We start from the raw sequence: 26766 nt of genomic DNA on the forward strand, positions 1-26766 counted from the left end.
TCCCACCGTGGAGCGGCCCAACAGGTGAACGCGCCGACTGGTGGTGGTACGAACCCTTCCAACCACAACCACCACCGAACGCCAACTAGGTGGTGCATACCCGCGTCATCGGAATGTGTTGGAGCATCGGAGATTTGGTAGTAGGGCTTCGATGCCAGCTATTGGCTAATTCATTAGTTTGGTTGTGCCCTCCACCGGTCGCCAGGTGCTGACCATCTTCGCTATGCAGTTGTTCCGATCGAAGCCTTGGTCGCGGCACCAGCCAAGCACGTCAAGATAATTGGTCGATTTCAATCCCACGATTGTCACCCAGAAGTTGCGGCCGTCGAAGGTCGACCAGTCACCGGACCACAGCAACCTCACGTCGGGATACCGCTCACGTAATCGGAGGTGTTCATCGAGGATCTGCGCGTTGTGCCATACCTTGCCCTCGGCCTCGAGACCAACTCGTTTCGAACTGATCTGTGGTACCCAGATATCGCTGAAATACGAAGCGACGTAAGAGCGGTCGCCAGCTGCAATCGCTTGGAGCCGATTGAGACTAGCGGTGTTCAAGTCGGGTGCCACCGTGACTGTGCGCGTCGACGTCCGCGGCGGGGGTGGCTTAGGTGCCGATGACTTCGGCGGTGCCGCCGTAGCCGTCGGCTGATCTTCGGCGCCTGTAGTACCGAGCGGAACTTCGACGCCCGCTTTCGCCTCGGCCTCGGTGAAACTCATCTCCGGCTGCTGGGCGATCTTGACCCGGTAGAACTGGGCTCCGGTCGGGACCCGGTCGACGCGAAACAGCACCAGGCATGCATCGCGTCCGCGATTGCTTCCCTCGATCGCGCCTTTGGCAAGCAACTTTCCTGACTCGTCTTCGACGGTGACCGGGGCGCGAGCGCTGATGTCGCTGTAATTCCCTGTCCCGACGCACTTGTAGCCTCCTGGGAGGCCGCTCGTCTTCACCGTGTCGGGGGGAATGTGCAGGGACCCTGCGAGGGTGAACGGCTCGTCTCGGGGCTCGCGCTGGAAGCCGATTGCGAGATAGGCGACAACACTGACAACAGCCAGCAAGGCGGCGGCCCCGGCTAGGGCCCAACCCCAACGCTTGCCTCGTCGAGTGGAAGCTGGACGAACTTCCGAGTCGGGAGGGTAGACCATCACAGGGGCAGGTGGTATCGGCCGCGTCATCGTCTCGGCGCCGGGCGACACAGGCGGCGGTGGCGGGGCCAGATCAGCACTTGCCGCAGACTCGAGGGCGCGCGCGAAATCAAAGCATGCCGCGAATCGTTCGTCCGGGTTTTTGGCCAACGCGCGCGCCACAATCGGATCGAGCGCCGCCAACTCGGGACGAATGTCGGCGAGCAATGGGGGCGTCGCGTTCAAGTGCTTACCGATGACGACCGCCGCTTTGGAGTCCTGAAACGGCGGAGCGCCGGTCAGCATGTGGTAGGCCGTCACCGCGAGTGAGTACTGATCGGTTCTACCGTCGAGGTCCAGGCCCATGAGTTGCTCGGGCGCCGAGTACGCCGCCGTACCCACAGTCATGTTCGTCTGCGTGAGCCCACCGCTGTCGTCGGCCAGGTCACGTGCGACACCGAAGTCACCTAGCAGGACCCGACGTTCACCGTGCTCGAAGTCGGTCACCAGAATGTTCGCGGGCTTGACGTCTCGGTGTAAGAGACCCTTCGCGTGCGCATAGTCGAGCGCGCCGGCGACCGCATTCACTATCTCGACGACATCGTCGACGGGTATGCCGCTCGGATTCTGCTGCAGCAGACGGCTGACGTCGGTCCCGTCGACGAAATCCATGGAAATCCAGAGTCGCCCCCGATACCGGCCGCGATCGTGAATTCCGACAATGTGTGGATGCCACAGGCTGGCCGCAAGATCGGCCTCTCGGTTGAACCGCTCGACAAAGTCGGGATCCGCCGAGATATCCGAGCGCAGAATTTTCAGTGCGTCCTGCCGCGGCAGCCTCGGATGCTGGGCGAGATAGACCTCGCCCATTCCCCCTGAACCAAGCATCCGCTGGATCGTGTACCCAGCGATCTTCGTACCGTCTGCTAACGGCATGCTTCGTTCGTACCCACAACACGCGCTCAGCTAACGCTCAGTCGATAAGACCGGGCCGGTCGTCGCTTCTCGGAGGTCAGCGCACGAACGCGGACCCTTGCTCGCGGTCGAGGTACGTCTCGGACTTGTTCTTCAGGAAAAACAGGTACACCACGAGCGATACGGCGATGCACACGGTGACATAGCCGATGAACAGCGGCACCTGGTCGCGTTCCTTGAGCGCTTGGTAGATCATCGGCGCGGTGCCACCGAACATCGAATTCGCCAGCGCGTACCCGACTCCCACCCCCAGCGCCCGCACCCGCGCCGGAAACAGCTCCGACTTCACCAGCGCGTTGATCGACGTGTATCCGGTCAGGATCACATAACTGACCGCCACCAGCGCGAAAGACAGCAGGGGAGAACGTGTTTGGGGCAGATACGTGATGAGCACGTACGTGTAGAACAGTCCACCGAAGCCGAACCACAGCAGCAGTGGCTTACGTCCGACCCGGTCGCTGATCAGGCCGCCGACCGGCTGCAACAGCATCAGGAAGATCAGCCCGATCAAGTTGATCCACGTGCCCGTCATGCCGTCGCCCTTGTACGCCGTCTTCACGATCGCCGGCGCGTTGACGCTGTAGGTGTAGAACGCGATCGTTCCGCCCAGCGTGATCAGGAAGCACAACAGCAGCGGCCGCCGATACCGCGTGAACAACTCGCGGATCGAGCCTGCGCTCTTGTCCTCGCCCGCCTTCGCCGCTTCGATGACGTCCTCGCTGAGCGACTCGTCCATGGTGCGGCGCAACCAGAACACCACCACGGCCGCGACGCCCCCCACCGCGAAGCCGATCCGCCAACCGAACTCGCGCATCTGCTCGTCGTCGAGGAACACATCAAGGATCAGCAAGGTGAACTGCGCCAGGACATGCCCACCGACGAGCGTCACGTACTGAAACGACGAAAAGAAGCCGCGCCGCTCGCGCGTTGCCGCCTCGGACATGTAGGTCGCCGACGTGCCGTACTCGCCGCCGGTCGCGAAGCCCTGCACCAGTCGCGCGATGATCAGGATGACCGCCGCAGCCACCCCGATGCTGGCCTGTGACGGCACCAGCGCGACGACCATCGAGCACGCCGCCATCAGCGACACACTCACCGTCAGCGCGGCTCGCCGGCCCCGCCGGTCGGCGAACCTGCCGAAGAACCAGGAGCCGACCGGCCGCATCACGAACGTGATCGCGAAGATCGCATACACGTACACCGTCGAGTTCTTCTCCGACTCGGCGAAGAACTGGCTCTCGAAGTACGGCGCGAACACCGTGTAGACGTAGACGTCGTACCACTCGACGAGATTGCCCGACGACCCGCGGATCGTGTTCCAGATTGCCCGCCGGGTCTCCGCGGGGGTGGACCGCGGCGGCTGCGCTTCGGCCGTCGGAACGCTCATCGACGGTCACCCTAGCCGCGAGCAGGCGCAAAGATGCCCATTTCCACGCGTTTTCGGGCTACTTTGCGTCCGCTCGAAGGGAGGCGTTCAGCCGCTCACGCTGTGGCACCACGACGTACTTCGGGTCACGCGTCGAGGCCACGCCCGCCTCGAAAACTCCGAACCGCTGTAGCGCACTTCCCACCAGCAGCGCCACTCCCGACGCGGCGACCGCTGCCCGGTTCCGTCCGATCACCGCGCCGACCGCTCCCCCGACCGTCAGCACCTCGGAGAGTTGACGCAGCCGGTGCGGCCTGCCCGTCGTGTACGCCTCACCGACCAGTCCCAGCCGCTGCTCCATCGCCCGCGACGCCGTCACCTCCAGACCCGCACCCAGCACCGCCATCCGCCGCGCGGGTCCGATTTCGTTTACGGGCGCCAACAGCAGCCCGAGTCCGGCGCCGCTCGCCGCCGCCGACCCCGTGAACACGAACGGCAGATACGGATGCGCCTCCCGCCACGCCGGAACCGCGGTCTGCGACAGCAGGACTGCCGTGTACGACGCCACTCCCGGCGCCGTCCCCGCCGCCCACAGCCTCGCCGGTCGAGCCGCGACCTCCACCAGCCGGCCCAGCCGCGTCCGTCGCATCCGGCTCGGCATCACCTCGGCCACCGCGGCCGCACCCACTCCCGGCCCGTAGGCGGACAACAGCCACGTGCCCATGCTCATCGGCGAACTCGGCTTCGCGACCCGCAGCATGTGGTGAAAGCGCTCGGGGCGGCCCAGGTCCCCGATCAGGAAGTACAGACTGGCCAAAATGCTGACGAGCGAACCGATTCGGGTCACTTTCCGCAGGCCGGGCCGCCCGGTCAGGTCCGCACCGGCCGCCAGCATCGCAGCGCCCGCGGACAGGCCGCCGCAGAACAGGTACGCGGCGATCATCCAGTTCCACACCGGGCTCTTGAGGATCTGTTTGCCGTAGTACGACCGGAATTCGGCTTTCGGCACCGTCAGTTGTTCGCGTGGCATCAGGCCCGCCTTCCCAGAAACGACGACACCACGACGCCGACCAACGCCGACGCCGCCAGTCCCGCGTAACGCCACATCGCCCCGGCGTCGCGCGTCGGCACCACCGGGTCCGGCGGCAGCCCGTACACCTCGGGCTCGTCGAGCAGCAGGAAGAAGGCCCCGTCCCCGCCGACGCCGTCGTTCGGATCATCTCCGTACAGTCGCGCCTCGGTCACACCGCGCTCGTGAAGTTCGTTGATCCGCAACGCCGCTCGCTCGCGCAGCTCATCAAGCACGCCGAACTGGATCGAATCCGTCGGGCAGGCCTTCGCGCACGCGGGCTCCAGCCCGTCGCGCAACCGGTCGTAGCACAACGTGCACTTCCACGCCCGGCCGTCGCCCTCGCGCCGCTCGATCACCCCGTACGGACAGCCCGACACGCAATACCCGCATCCGTTGCAGATGTCCTGCTGCACAACCACAGTCGCGAACTCGGTCCGGAACAGCGCGCCCGTCGGGCACACGTCCAGGCAACCGGCGTGTGTGCAGTGCTTGCACACGTCGCTGCTCATCAGCCAGCGGAAGTCCTGACGCGTTTCCGCGCCGGTCGCGTCACCCGGACGCTCGAACCCCGGCATGCCCAAGTCGACCCTCTGCTCGACGAACGCGACGTGCCGCCACGAGTTCGCGCCCAGCTCACCGGTGTTGTCGAACGACGTGCCCAGCAGGTTGAACCCGTCCCCAGGCCCTGAGACGGGCACCCCGTTCCATTCCTTGCACGCCACCTCGCACGCCTTGCACCCGATACACACCGAGGTGTCGGTGAAGAAGCCCATCCGCGGCGGGTGGCCCGCATATCCGGCGTCGCCGGCCACGTCGGCCAGTGGACCGTAGAAGCTGTTGTTGCTCATGGCTTGTCCTCGGTGTGGTCGGCCGACGGCCCGGTGGTGTCCAGGTTGGTCCCGGTCTCGGGTGTGATGCGTGCACGCTCGCGGTACATCGCGATGTACTGCGTGAGCGCCGGGCCGCGCGGCCGCCGGCCCGGCTGGATGTCGCACGTCGCGACCTTGCTCTCCTGGATGAAGACGTTCGGATCGGCGACCACACCCACCAGGTCATTGACGACGTCGCCGTCGATCAGCCCGACACTGCCCCAGTGGTAGGGCATCCAGATCTGGTGCACGACGCGGTCCTCGATCCGCAGCGGTCGCATCCGGTCCGTCACCAACACCCGCGCGTCGACCGCCGACCGGCTGGTCACCACATGCGCCCAATCCATGTGCGTCAGACCGCGTTCGGCGGCCAGCGCCGGCGACACCTCGACGAACAGGCCGGGCTGCAGCTCGCTGAGGTAGGGCAGTTGGCGGCTCATCCCGCCCGCGGTGTGATGCTCGGTCAGCCGGGCGGCGGTGAAGATGAACGGGAACACGTCGCCGTGCAACTCCGGCGGCGACGGGTTGGACGGATTGTCCGCGCGCCCGTACACCTTTCGTGCCGGGTTGCCCTGCTGCTTGTAGAAGGCGTTGGGCACCGGCGACTCGTGCGGTTCGTAGTGCGTCGGCAGTGGCCCGTCGAGCACACCGTTGGGTGCGAACAGCCAGCCCTTGCCGTCGGCCTGCATGACGAACGCGTCGTCGCCGCGCAGCGCCGCCACGCCAACCGCGTCGGGCGGCGGTTCGTAATCCGGTGGCTTGGTTTTCTCGAAGTCGGGGACGTCGTAGCCCGTCCACTCGCGTTTCGATGCGTCCCACCAGATCAGCTTCTTGCGCTCGCTCCACGGCCTGCCCTGCGGATCGGCCGATGCGCGGTTGTACAGCACGCGCCGGTTCAGCGGCCACACCCAGCCCCACTGCGCGTCATCGTGCGGCACCCGCCGGGCTGCCTGGTTGACCTCGTCGGCGAAAACCCCGCTGTAGATCCAACATCCGCACATCGTGCTGCCGTCGGCCTTGAGCTCCAGATAGCTGTCCACCGCCCGACCGGTCGTCAGGTCGATGCCGTTGATGCGCCGCAGGACGTCCACGCTGGACGGCTCGTCACCGTCCATCGCGTAGTCCCATGACAGGTCGAGCAGCGGGCGGTCACGATCATCCGTTGAGCCGGCCAGCTTTTCGCGCAGCAGACGGCCGAGATGGTAGAAGAACCACAGCTCCGATCGGGCGTCGCCGGGCGGTTCGACCGCTTGCTCGCGCCACTGCAGCTTGCGTTGCGTCTGGGTGAACGTCCCGGACTTCTCGACATGCGAGGCCGCCGGGAACAGGAACACTTCCGTGCGACACGTCTCCGGACTGATCTCACCGGTCTCGATCTCCGGGGCGTTCTTCCAGAATGTCGCGCTTTCGATCTCGACGAGGTCGCGCACGACCAGCCAGTCGAGGTTGGCCATACCGAGGCGCTGCAACCGACCGTGCGCAGACCCGACGGCCGGGTTCTGGCCGAGCAGGAAGTAACCGAACACCTTGCCGTCGACCATGTCCATCACGGTGCGGTAGGTGCCGTGGTCTCCGTTGATGCGCGGCAGGTAGTCGAAGCAGAAGTCGTTGTCGGCCGCCGCGTGCTCGCCCCAGTACTCCTTGAGCAGCGACACCATGTACGTATCGGCGTTGTGCCAGAAGCCTTTCTGATTCTGGCCGGTGATGTCATCGATGTATTCCGACAGCGTCTCCTGGCCGGCGTGTGGCATGGCCAGATAGCCGGGCAGCAGGTTGAACAGCGTCGGCACGTCGGTCGACCCCTGGATGCTTGCGTGCCCGCGCAGTGCGAACACACCGCCGCCCGGTCGGCCGATGTTGCCCAGCAGCAACTGGATGATCGCCCCGGCACGGATGAACTGCGCGCCCATCGTGTGCTGCGTCCACCCGACGCTGTAGACGAGCGCGGCGGTCCGCTCACGGCCGGAGTTGCGCGTCCAGTCCTGAGCGATCTCGAGGAAGTCCGACGCCGGGACACCGCACACCCGCTCGACCATCTCCGGTGTGTAGCGGGCGTAGTGCCGCTTGAGGATCTGGTAGACGCACCGCGGGTGCTGCAACGTCGGATCCGACGGAATGCGTTGTGCCGAGCCCTCTATCGGAGCGCCGCCCGCCCCGTGCTGATCCGGAGCGGCGTGCTCCTTGGCGCCTTTGCCGCCGTACTCCGGATCGGTGTTCTCGTACTGCCAGGTCGACGGGTCGTAGGAGGCGGTGTCCACGTCGTAGCCGGAGAACAACCCGTCGAGGTCCTCGGCATCGCAGAAACGCTCGTCGACGAGGAACGACGCATTGGTGTACGCAGTGACGTACTCGCGGAAGTCGAGATCGTTGCTCAGGATGTAGTTGATCACCCCACCGAGGAACGCGATGTCACTGCCCGCGCGCAACGTCAGGTGCCGGTCGGCCAACGCGCTGGTGCGGGTGAACCGGGGGTCGATGTGCACAACCCTGGCTCCGCGCGCCTTCGCCTCGACCACCCATTGGAAACCGACGGGATGGGCTTCGGCCATGTTCGAGCCCATGATCACGACGTAGTCCGCGTTTGCGAGGTTCTGCTGGTAGTCCGTCGCCCCGCCGCGACCGAAGGAGGCTCCCAGACCGGGAACCGTGGCGCTGTGTCAAATGCGCGCTTGGTTCTCGATCTGCAACGCCCCGAGCGCGGTGAAAAGCTTCTTGATCAGGTAGTTCTCTTCGTTGTCCAGCGTCGCCCCGCCCAGGCTGGCGATGCCCATGGTGCGGCGCAGCGTGTTGCGGTCGGCGTCGAACTGCTGCCAACCCTTCTCCCGCGCGTCCAGCACCCGGTCGGCGACCATGTTCATCGCCGTGTCGAGGTCGATCTCCTGCCACTCGGTGGCGTACGGCGGGCGGTACCGCACCTTGGTCAACCGCTGCGGGCCGGTGACGAGTTGCTTGCTCGCAGAACCCTTGGGGCACAACCGGCCTCGCGATATCGGGCTGTCCGGGTTGCCCTCGATCTGGATGACCTTGTCGTCCTTGACGTAGACCTTCTGCGCACAACCGACCGCGCAGAAGGGGCAGACGGAGTGCGCGACCCGGTCGGCCTCGGTGGTTCGTGGGGTCAGCGTTGCCGAGCGCTTGGACTGGGCGGCCTGGCCGCGGCCCAACCGGTCCTGGCCGGTGAGCTGGCGGTAGACCGGCCATGACCCGAACAGCCCCTTGATGTCCACAGTTGCCTCCTTACCCCGGGTCTTCTTCATCAAACCGTGTCGGGTGCGCTGCTGCCGCGAGGTTGACGTATATCGGCATCGCGGCACGTCAGAGCGCTACGCCGGCCGCCGGTCGTCATCGTTTGCGCGGCGATGCCGGACGTCGCGGTGCCCGGAACCCGGCATGACTTCCGTCCGCACCCTCTATGGTCGTGCTGTGGCCGAAATCGACCGACGCACTCTGATGATGATGACGGGGGCCGCCGCGCTCGGCGCGGCAGCGTTACCCACGGCGAGCGCCAACGCGTCTCCGCTGCGGCCCTCCCCGCCGACGCAGCCGCCACCCGGCGCCGCGACCGGCAGCTATCTCTTCCAGGACGAATTCGACGGTCCCGCGGGCTCGGCGCCCGACCCGTCGAAGTGGCTCATCCAGAACTTCGACGATCCCGTGGTCCCGCCGGTCGTGGGGCATTACCGGGATGACCGGCGCAACGTGTTCGTCGACGGCAACTCCAACCTCGTGCTGTGCGCGACGCAGGAGGGCGACCAGTACTTCAGCGGCAAGGTGCTCAGCCACTTCCGCGGGCAGATCGGCACCACCTGGGAAGCGCGCATCAAGTTCGACTGCATGCACCCCGGGCTGTGGCCCGCGTACTGGCTGCTGAACCAGGATCCGCTTCCCGACGGCGAGATCGACATCGTCGAGTACTACGGCAACGAATCGTGGCCGCCCGGCACCACCGTCCACGCCGCCTCCAACGGCAAGACGTGGGAAGGCAGGTCCATTCCCGAGCTGGTGGACCCCGACTGGCACAACTGGCGCACCGAGTGGACCGAGGACGGATTCCGCTTCTGGCGCGACTACACCGACGGCGCCAAGCCGTACTTCTCCGTTCCGGCCAAGCCCATCCAGGTCCACGGCCGGCCCGGTGACATGCGGTGGCCGTTCGGCATCCCCGGTTACTGGTTGCAGGCGATCTTCAACCTCGCGGTCGGCGGTTCGGGCGGCGGCGATCCACGCCGGGCCCCCTATCCGTCGGTCATGCTCGTCGACTGGATCCGCGTCTGGTAGACGTCTGGGCGCGCGGTCGGCTCGCGCGGCTGACACCGCTGCTCGTCGGCATTCTCGGCGCCGTGGTGAGCCTCGCCGGCGCCGGGCGTCCGTCGTTCTGGTACGACGAGGCAGCGACGATCTCGGCGTCCTACAGCCGGTCGCTGCCTGCGCTGTGGCAGATGGTGCACGACGTGGACGCCGTGCACGGCTTGTACTACCTGCTGATGCACGGCTGGTTCGCGGCTTTTCCGCCGACCGAGTTCTGGTCCAGGGTGCCGAGCGGGCTGGCCGTCGGAGCGACTGCGGCGGGCGTGGTGGTGCTCGGCAGCCAACTGGCGTCGAGGAAGGCCGGAGTGACGGCCGGCGTCGTCTGCGCGATCCTGCCGCGCGCGACGTGGGCAGGAATCGAGGCGCGTCCGTACGCACTGTCGATGATGCTCGCCGTCTGGCTGGCGGTGCTGCTGGTTTTCGCGGCTCGGCGTGAATCCCGCTGGGTCTGGGCGGGATACGGCGCCCTGCTGGCGGCGGCTGTGCTGCTCGACGTCTACCTTGCCTTGCTGGTGTTCGCCTACGCCGTGTTCGTGGTGGCTTTCCGGCGCGCAGCCGTGCTGCCGTTCGCTGTTGCGTCGGTGCTCGCGCTGGCGTTGATGGCGCCGTTCGTCGCGGTGGTCGCCGGGCAGGCCAGGCAGATCAGCTGGATCACGCCGATTGGGCTGCGCACCGTCGAAGACGTTGCCGTGCAACAGTATTTCGACCGCAACCCGTACTTCGCGTTGTTGTCCGCGGTGACGGTGCTGGCGGCGATCGCCGTCTGGGCCGTCGTGCGCCGATCGAGCGTCGGCGAGCGGGAGGCGGTCGTGCTGGCGATGGCGTGGCTGCTGATTCCCACCGCGCTGATCGTCGCGTATTCGGCGGTGGCCGAACCGCTCTACACACCGCGGTATCTCTGTTTCACGGCGCCCGCGATGGCATTGCTGCTGGGCGTCTGCATCACCGCGGTGGCCCGTCCGGTCTGGGTGACGACGGCGGTCGTCGTCGTCTTCGCCGTCGTGGCCGCGCCCACTTTCGTTGCGGTGCAACGCGGTCCGTATGCCAAGTACGACATGGACTACAGCCAGGTGGCCGACCTGATCTCGGCGAACGCCGCCGCGGGTGACTGCCTGCTGGTGAACGACACCGTCACGTTCCATCCCGCGCCGATGCGTCCGCTGATGGCCGCGCGGCCCGATGCCTATCGCAAGCTGGCCGACGTCAGCCTGTGGCAGCGGGCCGTCGACACCCGCGAGGTGTTCGACACCAACCTCATCCCGGAGGCGTCCGTCGGGCCGCTCGAACACTGCACCGTCGTCTGGGTCATCACGCAGGCGGACCCGGCTGCGCCGGAACACGAAGCGGGCGTAGCGATTCCGCCGGGACCGCTGTTCGGCGGGACGCGCGCGTTCGCCGTGACCCACGACATGGGTTTCCGGCTGGTCGAGCGGTGGCAGTTCAGTCTGGTGCAGGTGATCAAAGCGGCGCGGTAGGCCTCAGGTGTTGCGTCCGCTCAACGCGTCGCGCAGCCGGTCCACCAGACCTGCGCCCGGAGCGAGGATCTTGTTGGCCGGTGGATGGTCGGGCGCCAACGGATGCGGGCGGGTCGGTGCAATGCTCTTGGCGCGCTGGAACTTCTCGCTCAACTCCTGCAGCTGTTCGGGCGGGCAGGCGTCGCGGAGCTCGGCGAGCATGTCGTTCTCCTCGTCGCCGATATGGTGGCGGATCTCGCCGATGAGCTTGCGGACGAGTTCGTCGTACTCAGGGTCGTCGGCGCCGGCCTTTTCGATCGCCTTCATGATCTCCTCGGCCTCAGCGTGCTCTTTGAGCTCGTGATCGGCGAGCTCGTCGCCGTTGGACAGGACCTTGCGGGCGGCCGGGTAGAGGTACTGCTCCTCGGCCACCGCGTGCCGGACGATCCCGGCGATCACGTGGTCGACCAGATCAGGCTGGCTGTGCGGGTCACCACCGGATTCGATCTCCGTGAAGACGCTTTCGAATTCACGGTGGTCGGTGATGATGTCGTCGACGATGTTTCCGGTGTCTGCCATGGTCACCCTCCTCGATTGACGGGCGTACCCCGGTGCCCAGCGGCTAAACCGCTCAGCGCGACGTGCGGGTGCCGTCGGCGTGACGACGGGTGACCTTGAGCGCGTCGAGCCCTTCCAGCAGCGGCACCGCGACGCGGCGCGTGGTGTTCAAGGCACGCTTCGCCTCCGCGACTGTGAACGGTTGCGGCAGCGCTCGGACGACCGCGGCCGCGCGGTCGTACGCATCGCGGCCGAGCACCACCCCGTCGGCGATCCGGGTCAACCGCTGCGCCCGGACCGCTGCTGCGAGTTCCTTTGCACCGAGCTGCAATTCGGCGAGCTCGTTGGCCTCCGGCGCGCGGAACGGCTCGGCGGCCAGCCACTCCTCCACCGTCCGCACCGCCTTGTCCACTCGTGCCGGCAGCTCCGCAGCCGGCTGCCGGACCACCCCGTCGACAATCTGCAGACCGGCACCGTCGAGCAACGCGGGCAGTAGCTCCGCGGCGGGCACGCCGACCTGCTGCCGCAACGTTTCCAGCGGCATACCGGCCGCGATGTCGTGTTCGGCGACCCACCGTGCGGCAGCCGCGACCGCCTGTTCGCGCCGCTGCGTCCACCAGTCGTCATCGATGACCCAATCGCCGACCCGCGTGCCGTCGGCGCCGAACCCCATGGCGCGCAACTCGTCCGCCCGCATGCACGGCGGTCGCCGGACCCGGCCGGCCGCCAGTTCCGCGCCTCGCTCGCGTGCGGCGCCGCGGCGGCGCAACGCCGGCGGTCTGACGTCGAGTACCTTGATGCCGGCGGCGATCCGGTGTTCGCCGGGGTCACGCAGCAGTCCGGTGTCGCCGATCCGAAGGGGCAGCGGCCGCGACAACCGCAGCCGCGCGCCTACCGTGCCGAGCGGCCGTACCCGCACCGGCACCGCCGCCGAACCGATGTGCAGCACCAGTTCTCGGTGCAGTTGCCCGGATTCCCGCAGCAGCACGTCGATTTCGGCGGTGTCCCGCCATGCACCGGGCGTCTGCACGGTGTCGCCGCGACCGATGTGCCTGCGGTCGACTCCGCGCAGGTTCACCGCGACGCGCGCTACGGCACCGACCTCCGACCCGTCCCGGCCGAGCGACTGCAGGCCGCGGATCGTGACCCGTCGTCCCGCATGCTCGAGCTCGTCGCCCACCCGGAGCGTGCCTTCGCCGAGTGTTCCGGTCACCACGGTGCCGGCACCGCGAACCGTGAACGAGCGGTCCACCCACAGCCGCACATCGGCGGCACGGTCGGCAGCGGGAAGCCCGTCGAGAAGCGAAATCAACGCTTCGCGAACAGCTTTGAGATCGGTGCCGAGGACCACCGGCACGGCGGGCAACCGCTCGCGCACCTGGGTGATGGCGCGCCCCGGGTCCGCGAGGTCGGCCTTGCTGATCACCACCATCAGATGCCGGACGTTCAGTGCGCGTAGCGCGTCGAGGTGCTCGTCGGACTGCGGCATCCAGCCCTCGGTTGCGGCGACCACGAACATAACTGCGGCGACGGCGCCGACGCCGGCGAGCATGTTCGCGACGAACCGCTCGTGGCCCGGCACGTCGACGAACGCGATGTCCCGGCCGTCGAGCGTCGTCCAGGCGAAGCCGAGGTCGATGGTCAGCCCGCGGCGCTGCTCCTCGGCCAGCCGGTCCGGCCACATGCCGGTGAGCCGCTCGACGAGCGTGGACTTGCCGTGGTCGACGTGGCCCGCGGTGGCTACGACGTGCACGCCAGCACCGCCCGGGCGAGCAGGTGGTCGTCGCCGGGGGCCACCGTGCGCAGGTCGAGCAGGCAGCGGCCGCCCTCCAGCCGCCCCACCACCGTCGGTGTGCCGGTACGCAGCGGCGCGGCGTAGGACTCCGGCAGGCTGACGGCGGCGCTCGGCAGCGCCACGTCGGGCGCACCGCCGCCGCCGACCGCGGCGACGCAGTCGACGGCTTGCGCTCCGGGAAGTTGGGCGGCCAGCGCCTGCGCCCGCGCTCGCAGGTTCGCGACGTCGGCGTCGAGCGCCTGCGCGACGGGTGTCGGCGGGCCGACGAGCGTCGCCTCCAACGCCGCCAGGGTGAGCTTGTCGACCCGCAGTGCCCGCGCCGCCGGATGCCGTCGCAGCCGTTCGATGAGGTCGCCCGCCCCGAACAACAGGCCCGCCTGGGGGCCGCCGAGCAGCTTGTCGCCGCTGGCGGTGACGAGGTCGGCGCCGTCGCGCAGCATGGTCGTGGCATCCGGCTCGTCGGGCAGCAGCGGGTGCGGGGTGAGCAGGCCAGAGCCGATGTCGGCGACCAGCGGCACGCCCAGCCCGGCGAGTTCGGGCACGCCGACCGTCGACGTGAACCCGCTGACCGAGTAATTCGACGGGTGCACCTTGAGGATGAAACCGGTGCCGGGCCCGAGCGCGTCGACGTAGTCGCGCAGATGGGTGCGATTGGTGGTGCCGACCTCGCGGATGCGCGAGCCGGTCGACTCCATCAGCTCGGGCAGCCGGAACCCGTCGCCGATCTCGATCAGCTCGCCGCGGCTGACGACAATCTCCTTACCCGGCGCCAAGGTCATCGCGGTGAGCAGCAGCGCGGCCGCGTTGTTGTTGACGACGTGCACGCCTTGCGCGGCGGGAACGGCGTGAGCCAGCGCGGCGAGCGCACCGCGACCGCGTCGGGCCCTACGGCCGGTCTCGAGGTCGAACTCGACGTCGGTCGCGCCGCTCGCGGTGACGATCGCGTCGACGGCGGCCTGTGACAGCGGCGCCCGCCCGAGGTTGGTGTGCACGACCACACCCGTGGCGTTGATGACCGGGCGCAGGTTGGCCGCGCTGACCGGCAGCGCCGCGACCGCGTCGTCGGCAACCCGCTCGGGTTCGATCTCACCGGACCGCGCCCGCTGTTGAGCTTGCGCGACAACGCTTTTGACAAGCGTGCGCCCGAGGATTCGCGACGCCTCGACGAGGCGGGGATCGGCGAGCAGCGCGTCGGTGCGCGGCACCCGCCGTCGCGGATCGGTCATGGAGCCATCATGGCGCACCGGCGGTGATCGGGTACACCGATGTCATGTTGACATCGGTGGGGCACGGTGCGCTGGACAAGGCGGCGCTGGCAGGGTTGTTGACGGATGCTGGCGTCGAAGCGCTGGTCGACATCCGCCGGTACCCCAACAGCAGGCACAACCCTGACGTCGAGACGGCCGCGATCGCCGAGTGGACGCGAGAGGCCGGCCTGGATTACCGCTGGGAGCAGCGGTTGGGTGGGCGCCGGAGCCTGCCGAGCGGCGCGGAGATCGAGGACCCGTGGTGGCGGGTCAAGCAGTTCGCCGCCTACGCCGCCTACACCCGCACCGACGCGTTCGCCGACGCGCTGGGCGAACTCGTCGAGCAGTCGCGGCGGCAGCACACCGCGATGATGTGCAGCGAGTCGGTGTGGTGGCGCTGCCACCGGCGCATCGTCGCCGACGTGGCGGTACTGAAGTTTTCGGTGACGGTCGGGCATCTCATGCACGACGGCCGGATCGTCGCGCACACACCGTCGGAAGGCGCGCGGATCCGCGACGACGGCCTGGTCGTGTGGGACGCGGTCTGATCGGCGCCCGTGGCGGAGGCGGACGGGAATCGAACCCGCCAGCGACAGGATCTGCCGCTCAGCGATTTTGAAGACCGCGCCGGTCACCAGACCGAATACGCCTCCCTGGCCACGGTCCGATCATGCCAGGCAGCATGGAGGCTGTGACCGAGCAGACGACCTTCCGACTGACCCAGTACGCCCACGGCGGCGGCTGCGCATGCAAGATCCCGCCCGGCGAACTCGAGGAGGTCGTGCGCGGGCTGGTCAATGCCGCGCCGCAGAACCCCGTCGGTGAACTGCTCGTCGGCCTCGACGACGGTGACGACGCAGCCGCGGTGCGCATCGACGGCGGGGTGGCGCTGATCGCGACGACGGACTTCTTCACCCCGGTCGTCGACGACGCCTACGACTGGGGCCGGATCGCGGCGACCAACGCGCTGTCGGATGTGTACGCGATGGGCGGGCGCCCGGTCGTCGCGGTGAACCTGCTGGGCTGGCCGCGCGACGTGCTGCCGTTCGAGTTGGCGACCGAGGTGCTGCGCGGTGGCATGGACGTGTGCGCGGCTGCGGGCTGCCATCTGGCCGGCGGGCACAGCGTCGACGATCCGGAGCCGAAGTACGGTCTGGCCGTCACCGGTATCGCGGACCCGAATCGGTTGCTGCGCAACGACTCCGGTAAGCCGGGGGTGCCGCTGTCGCTGACGAAGCCGCTCGGGGTGGGGGTTCTCAACACCAGGCACAAGTCGACTGGCGAGACGTTTCCGACGGCCGTCGAGGTGATGACCACGTTGAACGCCGACGCCGCTGCGGCCGCTCTCGCGGCGGGTGTCGAATGTGCCACGGACGTAACGGGTTTCGGGCTGCTCGGGCATCTGCACAAGTTGGCCCGCGCCAGCGGCGTCACCGCGGTGCTCGACAGTAGCGCGGTGCCCTACATCGACGGCGCGCGCGACGCGCTGGCGGCGGGCTACGTCAGCGGCGGGACGCGGCGCAATCTCGACTGGGTCGCCCCGCACGTCGACCTGTCGGCGGTCGACGAGGACGAGGCGCTGCTGCTGGCGGATGCGCAGACCTCGGGCGGCCTCCTGCTCGCCGGCGAGATTCCCGGCGCGCCCGTCATCGGCGAACTAGTGCCCCGCGGCGAGTACACGATCGTCGTGCGCTGAGCGGGCTGCGGTCAGTTACCCCCGCCGCCCGCACCGCCGGCGCCACCACCACCAGCACCGCCGGAACCGCCACCCGATCCGTTTCCGCCCGCAGGCCCACCGACACCCTCCTGGTTCGGGTTGCCCCCGCCGGGCGCGGTCACCGTCGGCGCGACACTCATGTTCGGGCCGCGGGTCACCGAACTCGGGCCCTGGTTGTCGGCCGGTGCCTGCTGCGGAGCTTCGCCGGCCGACGGGGCGGCAGATGTGGAGACCGGCGCCTGGCCCGTCGGTGAGGACGGGACAGCAGCGGTGGTCGACGGGGTCGTCGTGACAGTTTTCGTCGAGGTCGTCGGTGCTTCGTCGGCTTTGTCGCTGTTGCAGGCGGCCAGCGACCCGGCCGTCAGAACGGCAGCCGCGCAACACACGACGCGTCGGGTAAAGCGGGATGAGTTCATCAATGCTCCTTCGAGGTCGGCAAGCGCCGAGTTCCCGAGTACTGCACTGACAAACGTTCGCGCCGAGATCCGTTCGACGGTCAGGCCCGGATCGCCCACGCCGAGCTGTCGGCTCGGGCGGCGCGGATGACGGTGTCAGCGGCTTCACACCATTGGCTGTCTCGCGCCGAGCCGGAATTCGGCCTACCCACCGCGCAGCGCATCACCATCGCGCCGAGTGCAGGCGTCGTCATGTGCGGAACGACAAGGAGTTTGGCCGAAGCCGTGCGTCCGACGACCAACATCAGCCGATGCGGCCTGCGCGGAGCAGGCGTCTTCGAACGACTGTGGGAGAGAATCGAGTTGAAGTCCAGGGTGGCCTCGGTGGACGCCCAGTTCACCCGCAGGTCGACGACCTCGCCGAGCGTCTTGTGCAGTGTTTCGACGAGCTCGGGCAGTTCGCCGGCCACCGACCCGGTGTGCGGCCACCAGGCGCCGTCGATGTCAGATCCGAGTGTGTGCGCCAGCACGAGGCGGACGGGCCGGGCCAGTCGACGCGCACCCGTCAGGCCGTTCATGCCGACGGGGTGGCGGCAGACGAATCCCGTTCGGGACGATCGGAGAACACGGGGTTGGTCACGGGTTCGGAGGAATCGTCGTCGCTCGCGACGAACTGAGGTTTCTGAGGGTGGGAGAACAAGTCGTGTGACTGCATGGAGCAGGTCCTTCGTTACGTTCCGCTGCGGCCGACTTGAAAACGTGGCGCGCGGTATCAAATCGCAGACCCATCGTCATCCGTGAAGTCTGTCGACGGCTGCTAACCAGAGAAGGTCTACGTTCAGACTACCCGGTGCAGTTCGTGCCGTGTCAGCCGACCGGCCGCCAGCGCTTCACTGCCGATGAACGCCTCCGCCATGGGCGCAGGGCGCCAGGACGGCCTGACATCTCCGATGAGATTGCACCCACGCAGAGAAGATGCGAGTAGCGGCCTGCGTGAGTGCAATAGAAACGCGAACGGGCGGGCACCGCTGTTCAGCGGGTCGCGCCGTTGACCTGCGGGGTGGAGATCATGCCCTTCTCGACGCCCCACATCAGCGCGATCGTCCGGTATTCGCCGGTGGAGATCAGGTGGACCAGCGCTTGGCGTAGCGATTCGGCGAGCCCGGACCCCTTGGCCACCGGCCAGCCGTAGGGCGACGAGTTGAACACGTCACCGGCGGCCTCGAGCGATCCCCCCGAGGTCTTGATCGCGAACCCCGTCACCGGTGAGTCCGCGGCCATCGCGTCGACCTCGCCGTTGATCAGTGCCGTGTTGAGCACGTCCTGGCTGACGTAGACGACCTTGTCGATCGGCGCCGATCCGGCGGCCACGCAATCCTTGCTCTTGCTTGGGATTTCGTCGGTCTCCTGCAGCGACCCGTACGAGACGCCGACCCGCAGGCCGCAGCCGTTCGCCGGGGTGATGGCGGACCCGGCTCGCTGCGCCCACAGCGTGCCCGCCTGGAAGTAGGTGACGAAGTCGACGGCCCGCTCGCGCTCTCTGGTGTCGCTGAACGACGACATGCCGACGTTGAAGTCGCCGGCGCGCACCGACGGCAGGATCGCCTCGAACGCGGTCTCGCGGTACTCCGGGACCAGACCCAGGGTTCGCGCGACCGCGTTCATGAGGTCGACGTCGAAGCCGACGATCTGACCGTTGGCGTCCTTGAATTCGTTTGGCGCATAAGGGGTGTTGACGCCGATGATGAGCCTGCCCGTGGATCGGATCTCATCGGGAACCGTCGCCGCGATCGATTCGACCGCGCCTGGCGCGGCGGTGGGCGTGGCGGTCGTCGCTTCGACGCTGGCCGGTTTCGTATCGCTGCGGTCGACGCCGCCGCGCCATTGCAGCACACCGAAGGTGCCCAGCGTCGCGACCAGCACCACCGACGCGGCCAGTGCTAGCGCCCTTCCGGACGGCCGCACCTGGCGCGCGGGCGTCCGGCGCGCCTGGTGCCTCGCGCTGCCGCTGCGCACCGGGGCGTTCAACGCCCGGCGCGCGGCCTCGGCGAGATCACTGGCCCGCTGGTAGCGCTTGGCCGGCTTCTTGGCCATGCCCTTGGCGATGACGTCGTCGAAAGCCGCCAACCGCGGATCGACCGCCGACGGCTTCGGCACATCCTTGGTCATGTGGCCGGCGATCTGCTGCTCGAGGCTGTCGGCGGGATATGGCCGCACGCCGGTGAGGCATTCGTAGAGCACGCACGCCAGCGCGTAGATGTCGGCGGTCGGATCGACCGGCTTGCCCTCGAAGCGTTCGGGGGCCATGTAAGCCATCGTGCCCAAGGTGCTGCCCGCGCTCGTCAAGCCTCTGTCGCCCGCGGCGCGTGCCAATCCGAAGTCGATGAGGTACACGAACTCGCGGCCGGTGAGCAGGATGTTCGACGGCTTGACATCGCGGTGGATCAGCCCCGCGGCGTGCGCGGCGTCCAGCGCCGTGGCCACCTGCTCGACGACCTTGACCGCCAGCGCCGGGTCGATCGCCTTACCGGTGTCGGTCAGGACCGTGCCGAGGTTGCGGCCCTCGATGAGGCGCATGTCGAGATAGAGGCGGCCGTCGATCTCGCCGAAACCGTGGATCGGTACGACGTGGGGGTCATTGAGTCCGGCGGCGGCCTGCGATTCGCGGCGGAAGCGCTGCTGGAACGTCTCGTCAGCGGCCATGCCGGGTGGCAGAACCTTGAGCGCGACGACGCGATCGGTCCTCGCGTCGTAGGCGCGGTAGACCTCGCCCATACCACCACGGCCGATCAGCTGCTGCAGCTGGTAGTGCCCGAATGGTGTCGCGTCCACCGTCTTACTAACCCCTCGACAGCGGCCAACCCCGCCTTGGTGTGTCGATTGAAGTTACATCATGTTTGCCAGAATTCTTAAAAATCGACGGTGGCGCACGGTCAGCGGGTCGATTTACGCAGGTCAAGCCGGTAAAATAGACCAGTGAAGCAGTTCTCTTCGGGTTGGCCCATCTGCGGTAAATGTTGTGAAGTCGCGTATTTCCCATGGCTCGGTGGCGCGCATCGCTGTGACGTCACGAGCCGAGACGACTGGCCCGATTACGACTTCTTCGAATGGGAGGACGACTCCTTCGAGAGCCGTCCATTCGATGACTTCCGCTACGAAGACGGGCTCCATCGCCTGCTGTGGGATGTGATCGCACATTCTGCCGAAGTTGCCGCGAGCGCCGTTTCGGTGACCTTGCGCGCCGATGGCGGCGTCGAAGTGAGCCACGACGGTCGAGATCCGAACCTCGACGGTGCGATCGCCGCACTCCAGGACAACTTCCTGTCGGAACTGGCCTGCAGAACCGCCTTTCCGGATCTCGCCGCCGCTTACGTCGAAGAGCCGTCGGAACGGAATTCGCTTCCCGCTCGGCTCGACATCGAGATCCACCGTGACGGCTTCATCTGGTTCCAGCGTTACGATTGCGGCGTTGCCCGCCTCGTCGAATGCCGAGGTGCGACCACCAAGACAGGCGTGACCGTGCGGTGCTGGCCCGAATCGCTGGTGTGCGAGATGACGGACGGCGATGCCGGTGCGGCGCTGAAGCGGCTGCAGCGGATGGCTTTCCTGCGCGAGGGGCTGACCATCGATGTCGTCGACGACCGGCGAACCCGACCTGCCAGATCCCGCACGTTCTGCTATCCCGGCGGCTTGGTGGATTACTGCAGATTCCTCACCCGCATATCGATGCCGTTGCACGACAACGTCATTCAGTTGTCGGGCCGACGACGCGGTTTCGCCGTCGAGATCGCGATGCGGTGGACCACCGGTTACAGCCCGACGATCCAGGTGTTCGACACTTTCTCGGGTTCGCCCCGACCCAGTGCGCACGAGGAGGCAATCGCGCATGCGGTGACGGCGACGGTGGCCGGCCCGGTCAAGCAACACGTCGCCGACCGCATCCCGCTACCTGCCGCCGTACCCGATCTGACGACGCGCGACATCGCGGAAGGGTTGACGGCGGTGGTCAACGTGAGGCATCGGGCGTCGCCGCCGGAGGACGAGCGCCCGAGCCCGGAGGTGGTGTCGATCATCTACACGCTCTGCCATCGCCATCTGGCTGGCTGGCTGGACGCCAACCCGCGAGCGGCCGACCTCATCGCCGACAAGGCGATCGCGGGGCACCACTATGCGCGCATGCCGAGACGGAGCTTCTGCCGGGGATGAGGTCGCTCGCGGGTGATGCGGTCGCTCGCAGCCCGCGAGCGACCGCAAATTGCTGCTCCGGCGCGGCGTGTCGTGTGCAAACACGGTCGCTCGCGCCAAGGGGGAGGCAGCTCGCACCAGAGGGGGCCAAAGGGTGTGCTTGCAGGGAGTTCCGGTGAACTCCATGTTTGAGGGTGGCCGGTCGTGGTAAAAGCTCCGGCATGATGATCAACATCAAGAAGGTCTCACCGCTACTGGTGGCCGGCGCGGCTGCGGCCGCGATCGCTGCTGCGCCTGCCGGCTTCGCTTCGCCGTCGTTCGTCCCGGCCGGCGGCCCGTCGGGCTGCGTCGACCCCGCCGGCACCGGCTGCGGGGCCCCGGCTCCCGCTCCCGCACCCGCACCCGCCGCCGTGCCGGGGGCGTGGACGCCGCCGCCCGCCGGTGCTCCTGCCGCGGCCGGCGCGGTGCCGGGCGGACCCGCCGGAGTGGCCGGGCCGCAAGGTGCCACCGGCGCCGTCCCCGGCGGACCCGCGGGCACGGCCGGACCGCAGGGCGCCGCAGGCACCATCCCGGGCGGGCCCGGCGGTATGGCCGGACCGCAAGGCGCGGCAGGCTCGATCCCGGGTGGACCGGGTGGTGCGGCGGGGCCGCAGGGCGCCACCGGAGCCATCCCCGGTGGACCGTCGGGAACCGCCGGACCGCAAGGCGCCGCCGGGTGCGTTCCGGGCGTCGGCTGCGGCAGCGTGCCGGCCACCGACATCCCCTGAGCGGTCCTACGTCGACGATGACGTGTCGGCGGTGGTGGGTCTGGCCTCGACCTGACCCGCTGCCGTCGAGCCCGCAATCTTCTTCGCCGCCACGGTAATTCGCGCGCCGCGATGCGGTGTCATGATCACGTGCTTGAGTTTCTGGCGCTCGCCTGCCGCGGTCGTCGTCGCCAACTCGACCCGTCGCAGCACCTCGCCGAGCACCACGCGCATCTCCACCATCGCGAATCCCGCACCGAGACAACGCCGATTGCCGCCGCCGAACGGCAGCCAGGTCGTCGGGCTCAGCGTCGCGCCGACCATCCGGTCGGGGTCGAAGCGGTCGGGCTCGGGATAGATGCCGGCGGTCTCGTGCACCAGCGTGATGCTCGGAACCACCATCACGCCGGCCGGCAACCGATACCCGGCGACGTCGGTGGGCTCGGTCAGGATCCGGCCCACATCGGGCACCACCGGACGGATGCGCAGCGTCTCCTTGGCGATCGCGTCGAGATACTCGTCGTCACCGGATCCGGCCGCGCGCACCGCTTTTGCGAGCACCTCCGGATGTCGGGTCATCCGCTCCAGCGCCCACGACAGCGCCGTGGCAGTCGTATCGTGCCCGGCCACCAACAGCGTCATCAACTGGTCGCGCAGTTCGCGGTCGCCCATGCCGGCCTGCACGAGCATGGCCAGCGCGTCCGAGCGGTCGGCCAGGTTCGGGTCGGCGCGACGCTCGGCGATCTCCGCATCAAGCAGCCGGTCGGCCTCGGCCATGTTGCGTCGCAACCGCCGCCACAAGCGGTGCTCGAGCAACTTCGGCTTCGCGATGGCCAGCGACGCCCACGGCCCCACTTTCAACAGCCGAGGCATCACCTCGCGCAGCGCCGCCAGCCGCGCCGGGTCACTGGCGCCGATCACCGTCCGCAAGATCACCTCGAGCGTGATCTCCGACATCTTCGGCGCGACCGCGAACGGCTTACCGACGGGCCAGCCGGCGATGTTCTGCGCGGCGATCTCGGCCATCACTTCCGCCTGCCGCGCGACGGCGTCGCGGTGGAACGGCGCCATCATCAGCCGTCGGCGTTCGCGGTGCGCGTCATCGTCGATGACCAACACCGAGCTGTCGCCGAGCAGACCGGCCAGCATCGCGTTCGCCTCTCCCGCGTGGAAGACCCGCGGGTCGCCGGCGAACACCGTCTTGATGTCGGCGGGGTCGCCGAGGTAGACCATCGGGCCGGTCATGGGATTGGTCAGCGTGAAGACGTCGCCGTAGCGGCGCCGGCACATCGACACGATCGGCGACCACCACCGCATCATCAGCAACAGCATCACGAGCGAGGGAAGCCGGGGGCCCGGCGGCAGTGCCGACCCCGCTGTTGTACTCATGCCTAATACGGTACGTCCGCGACGCGGTCGGCGGAATAGCTCCATTGCAGCAGACTGCGGATAAGTTGTCGGCGGGTCGCTACCGACCTGACCACCAATCCGGAAGATCGTGGACACATGCGCGTCGACGGGCGGGACATCACCGTCTCGGGCAGCCTGCTGCAGCCACTGACGAGGCGGACCAACGACATCGTCCGCGTCGTGCTGGCCGCGCTGTTCCTCGTGGTCGTCGTCACCAGCTCGCTGATCACCCGCAACGAGTGGGTCGCGCTCGAACGCTCGATCTCCGAGATCGTCGCGGTGCTGACCCCGACGCAGGCGGACCTGGTCTACCTCGCCTACGGCATCGCGATCGTCGCCCAGCCGTTCGTCATCCTGGTCAGCTTGATCCTCTCGCGGCAGTGGAAGCTGCTCGGCGCCTACGCGGCGGCCGCCGTCATCGCCGGGTCGCTGCTGTCGATCAGCGGCTTCGGCCTGACGGCCCCACGCTGGCACTTCGACCTGTCGGACCGACTCGACTCGTTCGCCTCCCAGTTCGTCGACGACCCGCGCTGGATCGCGATGCTCGCCGCGGTGCTCACCGTGTCCGGGCCGTGGCTGCCGACCCGGTGGCGGCGCTGGTGGTGGGGACTGCTGCTGGCGTTCGTGCCGATCCACCTGATGATCAGCGCGGTGGTGCCGGCCCGCTCGCTGCTGGGGCTCGCGGTCGGCTGGTTCGTCGGAGCCCTGGTGGTTCTCGTCGTGGGCACACCCGGGCTGGAAGTCCCGCTCGACGGCGCCGTGCGCGCGATGGCCCGTCGCGGTTGCGTCGTGTCCGGCATGCGGGTGCTACGCCCGGCGGGCGCCGGCCCGCTGGTGCTGACGGCCACCTGCGAGGAACAGCAGTCGACGGCGGTGATGGAGCTCTACGGTCCGCACCAACGCGGCGGCGGCGTGCTGCTGCAGTTGTGGCGCAAGCTCCGGTTCCGCGACCGGGAGACCGCGCCGCTGCACGCGTCGATGCGCCGCCTCGTCGAGCACCGTGCGCTGATGGCCATCGCGATCGGTGAACTCAAGGTCGCGAACACGTCGACGATCGCCGTGGCCGCACTCGACCGGGGCTGGACGTTGTACGCGCACACCCCGCCCCGCGGACTGCCGATCAGCGCGTGCGTGGAGTCGATATCCGTTGGGCGCGTGTGGGAGTCGCTGCGCGAACTGCACGACTGCCAGATCTCGCACGGCGACCTGCGCGGCAGCGAGATCACCGTCGACGACGACACGGTGTTGTTCGGCGGGTTCGACAACGCCGAGTACGGCGCCACCGACGCCCAGTTGCGCACCGACATCGCCCAGTTGCTGGTGACGACGACGCACCTCTACGACGCGAACTCGGCGGTGCGCGCGGCGATCGACGCGTTCGGCAAGGACATCGTGCTGACCGCATCGCGGCGCTTGACGCCGGCCGCGATGCCGCCGGGCATCCGGCACTCGGTGACCGATCCCAAAGCCGTGATCTCCGCCGCGCGCGACGAGGTCAAGCGCCAGACCCGCGTCGACGAGATCCGCCCCGAGACGGTCACCCGGTTCACCCGGGGGCAGGTCATCCAGCTGGTACTGCTCGCCGCGCTCGTCTATGTCGCGTATCCCTTCCTCAGCTCGGTGCCCACCTTCATCACCGAACTGCGCACCGCGAACTGGTGGTGGGCGGTGCTCGGGCTGGCCGCGTCGAGTCTGACGTATCTCGGTGCGGCAGCGGCACTTTGGGCCTGCGCGGACGGCCTGGTCACGTTGTGGGGGCTGGTTGTCATGCAAGTGGCGAACAAGTTCGCCGCCACGACGACGCCCGCGGGAGTCGGCGGCCTCGCACTGTCGGCCCGCTACCTGCAGAAGAGCGGGGTCAGCCCGATGCGCGCCACCACCGCCGTCGCACTGCAGCAGTCGGTTCAGGTCATCACCCACCTCGGCCTGCTCATCTTCTTCTCGACGGCGGCGGGCGTGTCGGCCGACCTGGCCCGCTTCGTTCCGAACGCCACGCTGCTGTACCTGATCGGTGGCGTGCTGCTCGGGCTGATCGGCACGTTCCTGTTGGTGCCGAAGTTGCGGCGGTGGCTGGCGACGGCCGTGCGGCCGCGGTTGCAGGAAGTGCTCGGCCACCTCGTCGCGCTGGCCCGTGAGCCTCGGCGGCTGGCGGTGATCATGGCGGGTTGTGCCGCGACGACCCTCGGTAACGCGTTCGCGCTGTGGGCCGCGATCGAGGCGTTCGGCGGCAACACGTCGTTCATCACGGTCACGGTCGTGACGATGGTCGGGGGCACATTGGCCTCGGCGGCGCCGACCCCTGGCGGCATCGGCGCGGTGGAGGCGGCGCTGATCGGCGGATTGGCGGCGTTCGGCATGGCCGCCTCAGTGGCTGTGCCCTCGGTGTTGCTCTACCGGGTGCTGACGACCTGGCTGCCGGTGTTCGCCGGCTGGCAGGTCATGCGGTGGATGACCAGGAACTCGAAAATTTAGGGCCATGTCGGGCGGGCACTGATGCCGATAGGCCGACGGCGGGAGGTAATGTCGTCACATCGTGTCGAAGAACCTGCGCGATATCCGAATAACGACCCCGATATGTACTAAGGGCGAACCGTGACAGAAACGACAGAAGCACAGCAGAGCTCGGCACCGCAGGCGCAGTCGAAGTGGCTGTCCAAATCCGCCTCGGAGACCCGCGGCTCGGACAAGGACGAAGTCCAGTTCCATTACGACATCTCCAACGACTTCTTCAAGCTGTGGCAGGACCCGACCCAGACCTACAGCTGCGCCTACTTCGAGCGCGACGATTTCACGCTCGAGCAGGCGCAGCGGGCCAAGGTCGACCTGTCGCTGAGCAAGCTGGGCCTGCAGCCCGGAATGACGCTGCTGGACATCGGCTGCGGCTGGGGTTCGACCATCGCGCGTGCAGTGGAGAAGTACGACGTCAACGTCATCGGCCTGACGCTGTCGGAGAACCAGAAGCAGCACATCGAGGACAACCAGTTCCCCCGCCTCAAGAGCGACCGGAAGATGGAAGTCAGGCTGCAGCCGTGGGAGGAGTTCGAGGGCCGGGTCGACCGGATCGTGTCGATCGGCGCGTTCGAGCACTTCGGCTTCAACAAGTACGACGACTACTTCAAGAAGACGTTCAGCTGGCTGCCCGACGACGGCGTGATGATGCTACACACGATCATCATTCCCGAGGACGAGGAGATCAAGGCCAAGGGCCTGCCGCTGACCATGTCGCGGGTGCGCTTCATCAAGTTCATCATGGACGAGATCTACCCCGGTGGGCGTTTGCCGCTGGCGTCGATGGTGCGGGAGCACGCAAACAAGGCCGGCTACACCGTCACCCGCGAACAGCACCTGCAGCCGCACTACGTCAAGACGCTCGATACCTGGGCAGCCAACCTCGAGGCGAAGAAGGACGAGGCGATCGCGATCACGTCGGAACAGATTTACGAGCGCTTCCGCAAATACCTGACCGGCTGCGCTGATCTTTTCCGGCAGGGCTACACCGATGTCGCGCAGTTCACGTGCGAAAAGGCGCCCGCTTAGCCTGATTACG

General features: G+C 67.9%; 21 protein-coding genes and 1 tRNA gene. 9 read left to right on the top strand and 13 right to left on the bottom strand.

Annotated elements, in window-relative coordinates; translation table 11 throughout:
• The coding region (locus A5663_RS23680) for a hypothetical protein (protein ID WP_231976861.1) at positions 1-89 on the top strand (89 nt) is incomplete at its 5' end.
• 76 nt (positions 90-165) lie between these two features.
• On the opposite strand, the gene A5663_RS20770 is transcribed toward A5663_RS23680, so the two are convergent.
• The 5 genes from A5663_RS20770 to fdh form a co-directional block, all read right to left on the bottom strand.
• Positions 166-2058: a serine/threonine-protein kinase gene (locus A5663_RS20770; RefSeq protein WP_068153619.1), complete on the bottom strand. Its 1893-nt coding sequence runs from the start codon at positions 2056-2058 to the stop codon at positions 166-168.
• Between the two features lie 76 nt (positions 2059-2134).
• A complete protein-coding gene (locus A5663_RS20775) occupies positions 2135-3484 on the bottom strand; it encodes an MFS transporter (protein ID WP_068153620.1) in 1350 nt (449 codons plus the stop codon).
• A 58-nt stretch (positions 3485-3542) separates the two neighbouring features.
• Positions 3543-4493: an NrfD/PsrC family molybdoenzyme membrane anchor subunit gene (gene nrfD, locus A5663_RS20780; protein ID WP_068153621.1), complete on the bottom strand. Its 951-nt coding sequence runs from the start codon at positions 4491-4493 to the stop codon at positions 3543-3545.
• A complete protein-coding gene (locus tag A5663_RS20785; RefSeq protein ID WP_068153622.1) occupies positions 4493-5383 on the bottom strand; it encodes a 4Fe-4S dicluster domain-containing protein in 891 nt (296 codons plus the stop codon). Before A5663_RS20785 ends, nrfD begins: the two co-directional genes overlap by 1 nt.
• Entirely contained in the window at positions 5380-8661 is a 3282-nt protein-coding gene (gene fdh / locus A5663_RS20790; protein WP_156744591.1) for a formate dehydrogenase, read from the bottom strand. Before fdh ends, A5663_RS20785 begins: the two co-directional genes overlap by 4 nt.
• A 175-nt stretch (positions 8662-8836) precedes the next feature.
• Here fdh and A5663_RS20800 point away from each other — a divergent pair, with 175 nt between their 5' ends.
• Positions 8837-9682 carry a family 16 glycosylhydrolase gene (locus tag A5663_RS20800; RefSeq protein WP_068153656.1) on the top strand — a complete coding sequence of 282 codons (846 nt, stop codon included), beginning with the start codon at positions 8837-8839 and terminating at the stop codon, positions 9680-9682.
• Entirely contained in the window at positions 9676-11187 is a 1512-nt protein-coding gene (locus A5663_RS20805; protein ID WP_068153657.1) for a glycosyltransferase family 39 protein, read from the top strand. Before A5663_RS20800 ends, A5663_RS20805 begins: the two co-directional genes overlap by 7 nt.
• Positions 11188-11190: 3 nt before the next feature.
• On the opposite strand, the gene A5663_RS20810 is transcribed toward A5663_RS20805, so the two are convergent.
• Genes A5663_RS20810 through selA form a run of 3 tightly spaced genes read right to left on the bottom strand, consistent with a single transcriptional unit; the run spans position 11191 to position 14745 of the window.
• Positions 11191-11745 carry a hemerythrin domain-containing protein gene (locus tag A5663_RS20810; RefSeq protein ID WP_068153624.1) on the bottom strand — a complete coding sequence of 185 codons (555 nt, stop codon included), beginning with the start codon at positions 11743-11745 and terminating at the stop codon, positions 11191-11193.
• Positions 11746-11797: 52 nt separating this feature from the next.
• The gene (locus tag A5663_RS20815) at positions 11798-13477 is read right to left on the bottom strand and encodes a selenocysteine-specific translation elongation factor (protein ID WP_068153625.1); all 1680 of its coding nucleotides are present in this window, start codon (positions 13475-13477) and stop codon (positions 11798-11800) included.
• Entirely contained in the window at positions 13465-14745 is a 1281-nt protein-coding gene (selA, locus tag A5663_RS20820; RefSeq protein WP_068153626.1) for an L-seryl-tRNA(Sec) selenium transferase, read from the bottom strand. Before selA ends, A5663_RS20815 begins: the two co-directional genes overlap by 13 nt.
• A gap of 44 nt (positions 14746-14789) precedes the next feature.
• Here selA and A5663_RS20825 point away from each other — a divergent pair, with 44 nt between their 5' ends.
• A complete protein-coding gene (locus tag A5663_RS20825) occupies positions 14790-15314 on the top strand; it encodes a DUF488 family protein (protein ID WP_068153658.1) in 525 nt (174 codons plus the stop codon).
• 10 nt (positions 15315-15324) lie between these two features.
• Here the strand turns inward: A5663_RS20825 and A5663_RS20830 are convergent.
• Positions 15325-15419, bottom strand: a tRNA-Sec gene (locus A5663_RS20830).
• Positions 15420-15448: 29 nt separating this feature from the next.
• Here A5663_RS20830 and selD point away from each other — a divergent pair.
• Positions 15449-16462: a selenide, water dikinase SelD gene (gene selD, locus A5663_RS20835; protein ID WP_068153627.1), complete on the top strand. Its 1014-nt coding sequence runs from the start codon at positions 15449-15451 to the stop codon at positions 16460-16462.
• Positions 16463-16473: 11 nt separating this feature from the next.
• Here selD and A5663_RS20840 read toward each other — a convergent pair whose 3' ends face one another.
• The 3 genes from A5663_RS20840 to A5663_RS20850 all read right to left on the bottom strand — a co-directional run bounded on the left by A5663_RS20840 (position 16474) and on the right by A5663_RS20850 (position 19710).
• On the bottom strand, positions 16474-16899 hold the full coding sequence (locus tag A5663_RS20840) for a hypothetical protein (RefSeq protein WP_156744592.1): 426 nt from the start codon (positions 16897-16899) through the stop codon (positions 16474-16476).
• A gap of 80 nt (positions 16900-16979) precedes the next feature.
• Positions 16980-17456 carry a DUF5994 family protein gene (locus tag A5663_RS20845; protein ID WP_068153629.1) on the bottom strand — a complete coding sequence of 159 codons (477 nt, stop codon included), beginning with the start codon at positions 17454-17456 and terminating at the stop codon, positions 16980-16982.
• 454 nt (positions 17457-17910) lie between these two features.
• Positions 17911-19710 (bottom strand): bifunctional serine/threonine-protein kinase/transporter substrate-binding domain-containing protein, encoded by a 1800-nt coding sequence (locus tag A5663_RS20850; protein WP_068153630.1) that lies wholly within the window; start codon positions 19708-19710, stop codon positions 17911-17913.
• A gap of 144 nt (positions 19711-19854) precedes the next feature.
• On the opposite strand from A5663_RS20850, the gene A5663_RS20855 reads away from it, so the two are divergent.
• A complete protein-coding gene (locus tag A5663_RS20855) occupies positions 19855-21084 on the top strand; it encodes a hypothetical protein (protein ID WP_068153631.1) in 1230 nt (409 codons plus the stop codon).
• 200 nt (positions 21085-21284) lie between these two features.
• Positions 21285-21830 (top strand): hypothetical protein, encoded by a 546-nt coding sequence (locus A5663_RS20860; RefSeq protein WP_068153632.1) that lies wholly within the window; start codon positions 21285-21287, stop codon positions 21828-21830.
• 6 nt (positions 21831-21836) lie between these two features.
• On the opposite strand, the gene A5663_RS20865 is transcribed toward A5663_RS20860, so the two are convergent.
• Positions 21837-23198 (bottom strand): cytochrome P450, encoded by a 1362-nt coding sequence (locus A5663_RS20865; protein ID WP_068153633.1) that lies wholly within the window; start codon positions 23196-23198, stop codon positions 21837-21839.
• A 117-nt stretch (positions 23199-23315) separates the two neighbouring features.
• Between A5663_RS20865 and A5663_RS20870 the strand changes: the two genes are divergently transcribed.
• Positions 23316-25691: a lysylphosphatidylglycerol synthase transmembrane domain-containing protein gene (locus tag A5663_RS20870; RefSeq protein WP_068153634.1), complete on the top strand. Its 2376-nt coding sequence runs from the start codon at positions 23316-23318 to the stop codon at positions 25689-25691.
• A 120-nt stretch (positions 25692-25811) separates the two neighbouring features.
• On the top strand, positions 25812-26756 hold the full coding sequence (locus A5663_RS20875) for a cyclopropane mycolic acid synthase family methyltransferase (RefSeq protein ID WP_068153635.1): 945 nt from the start codon (positions 25812-25814) through the stop codon (positions 26754-26756).
• The last annotated feature ends 10 nt before the right edge of the window (positions 26757-26766 follow it).

It is taken from the genome of Mycobacterium sp. E740 (genome assembly GCF_001672895.1).
Lineage (GTDB): Bacteria > Actinomycetota > Actinomycetes > Mycobacteriales > Mycobacteriaceae > Mycobacterium.

What these genes read in the sequence shown, in the direction of transcription:
- A5663_RS20770 (WP_068153619.1), bottom strand. Translation starts at nt 2,058, where the DNA reads ATGCCGTTAGCAGACGGTACGAAGATCGCTGGGTACACGATCCAGCGG.
- A5663_RS20775 (WP_068153620.1), bottom strand. Translation starts at nt 3,484, where the DNA reads ATGAGCGTTCCGACGGCCGAAGCGCAGCCGCCGCGGTCCACCCCCGCG.
- nrfD (WP_068153621.1), bottom strand. Translation starts at nt 4,493, where the DNA reads ATGCCACGCGAACAACTGACGGTGCCGAAAGCCGAATTCCGGTCGTAC.
- A5663_RS20785 (WP_068153622.1), bottom strand. Translation starts at nt 5,383, where the DNA reads ATGAGCAACAACAGCTTCTACGGTCCACTGGCCGACGTGGCCGGCGAC.
- A5663_RS20810 (WP_068153624.1), bottom strand. Translation starts at nt 11,745, where the DNA reads ATGGCAGACACCGGAAACATCGTCGACGACATCATCACCGACCACCGT.
- selA (WP_068153626.1), bottom strand. Translation starts at nt 14,745, where the DNA reads ATGACCGATCCGCGACGGCGGGTGCCGCGCACCGACGCGCTGCTCGCC.
- A5663_RS20825 (WP_068153658.1), top strand. Translation starts at nt 14,790, where the DNA reads ATGTTGACATCGGTGGGGCACGGTGCGCTGGACAAGGCGGCGCTGGCA.
- selD (WP_068153627.1), top strand. Translation starts at nt 15,449, where the DNA reads ATGGAGGCTGTGACCGAGCAGACGACCTTCCGACTGACCCAGTACGCC.
- A5663_RS20840 (WP_156744592.1), bottom strand. Translation starts at nt 16,899, where the DNA reads ATGAACTCATCCCGCTTTACCCGACGCGTCGTGTGTTGCGCGGCTGCC.
- A5663_RS20845 (WP_068153629.1), bottom strand. Translation starts at nt 17,456, where the DNA reads ATGAACGGCCTGACGGGTGCGCGTCGACTGGCCCGGCCCGTCCGCCTC.
- A5663_RS20860 (WP_068153632.1), top strand. Translation starts at nt 21,285, where the DNA reads ATGATGATCAACATCAAGAAGGTCTCACCGCTACTGGTGGCCGGCGCG.
- A5663_RS20865 (WP_068153633.1), bottom strand. Translation starts at nt 23,198, where the DNA reads ATGAGTACAACAGCGGGGTCGGCACTGCCGCCGGGCCCCCGGCTTCCC.
- A5663_RS20870 (WP_068153634.1), top strand. Translation starts at nt 23,316, where the DNA reads ATGCGCGTCGACGGGCGGGACATCACCGTCTCGGGCAGCCTGCTGCAG.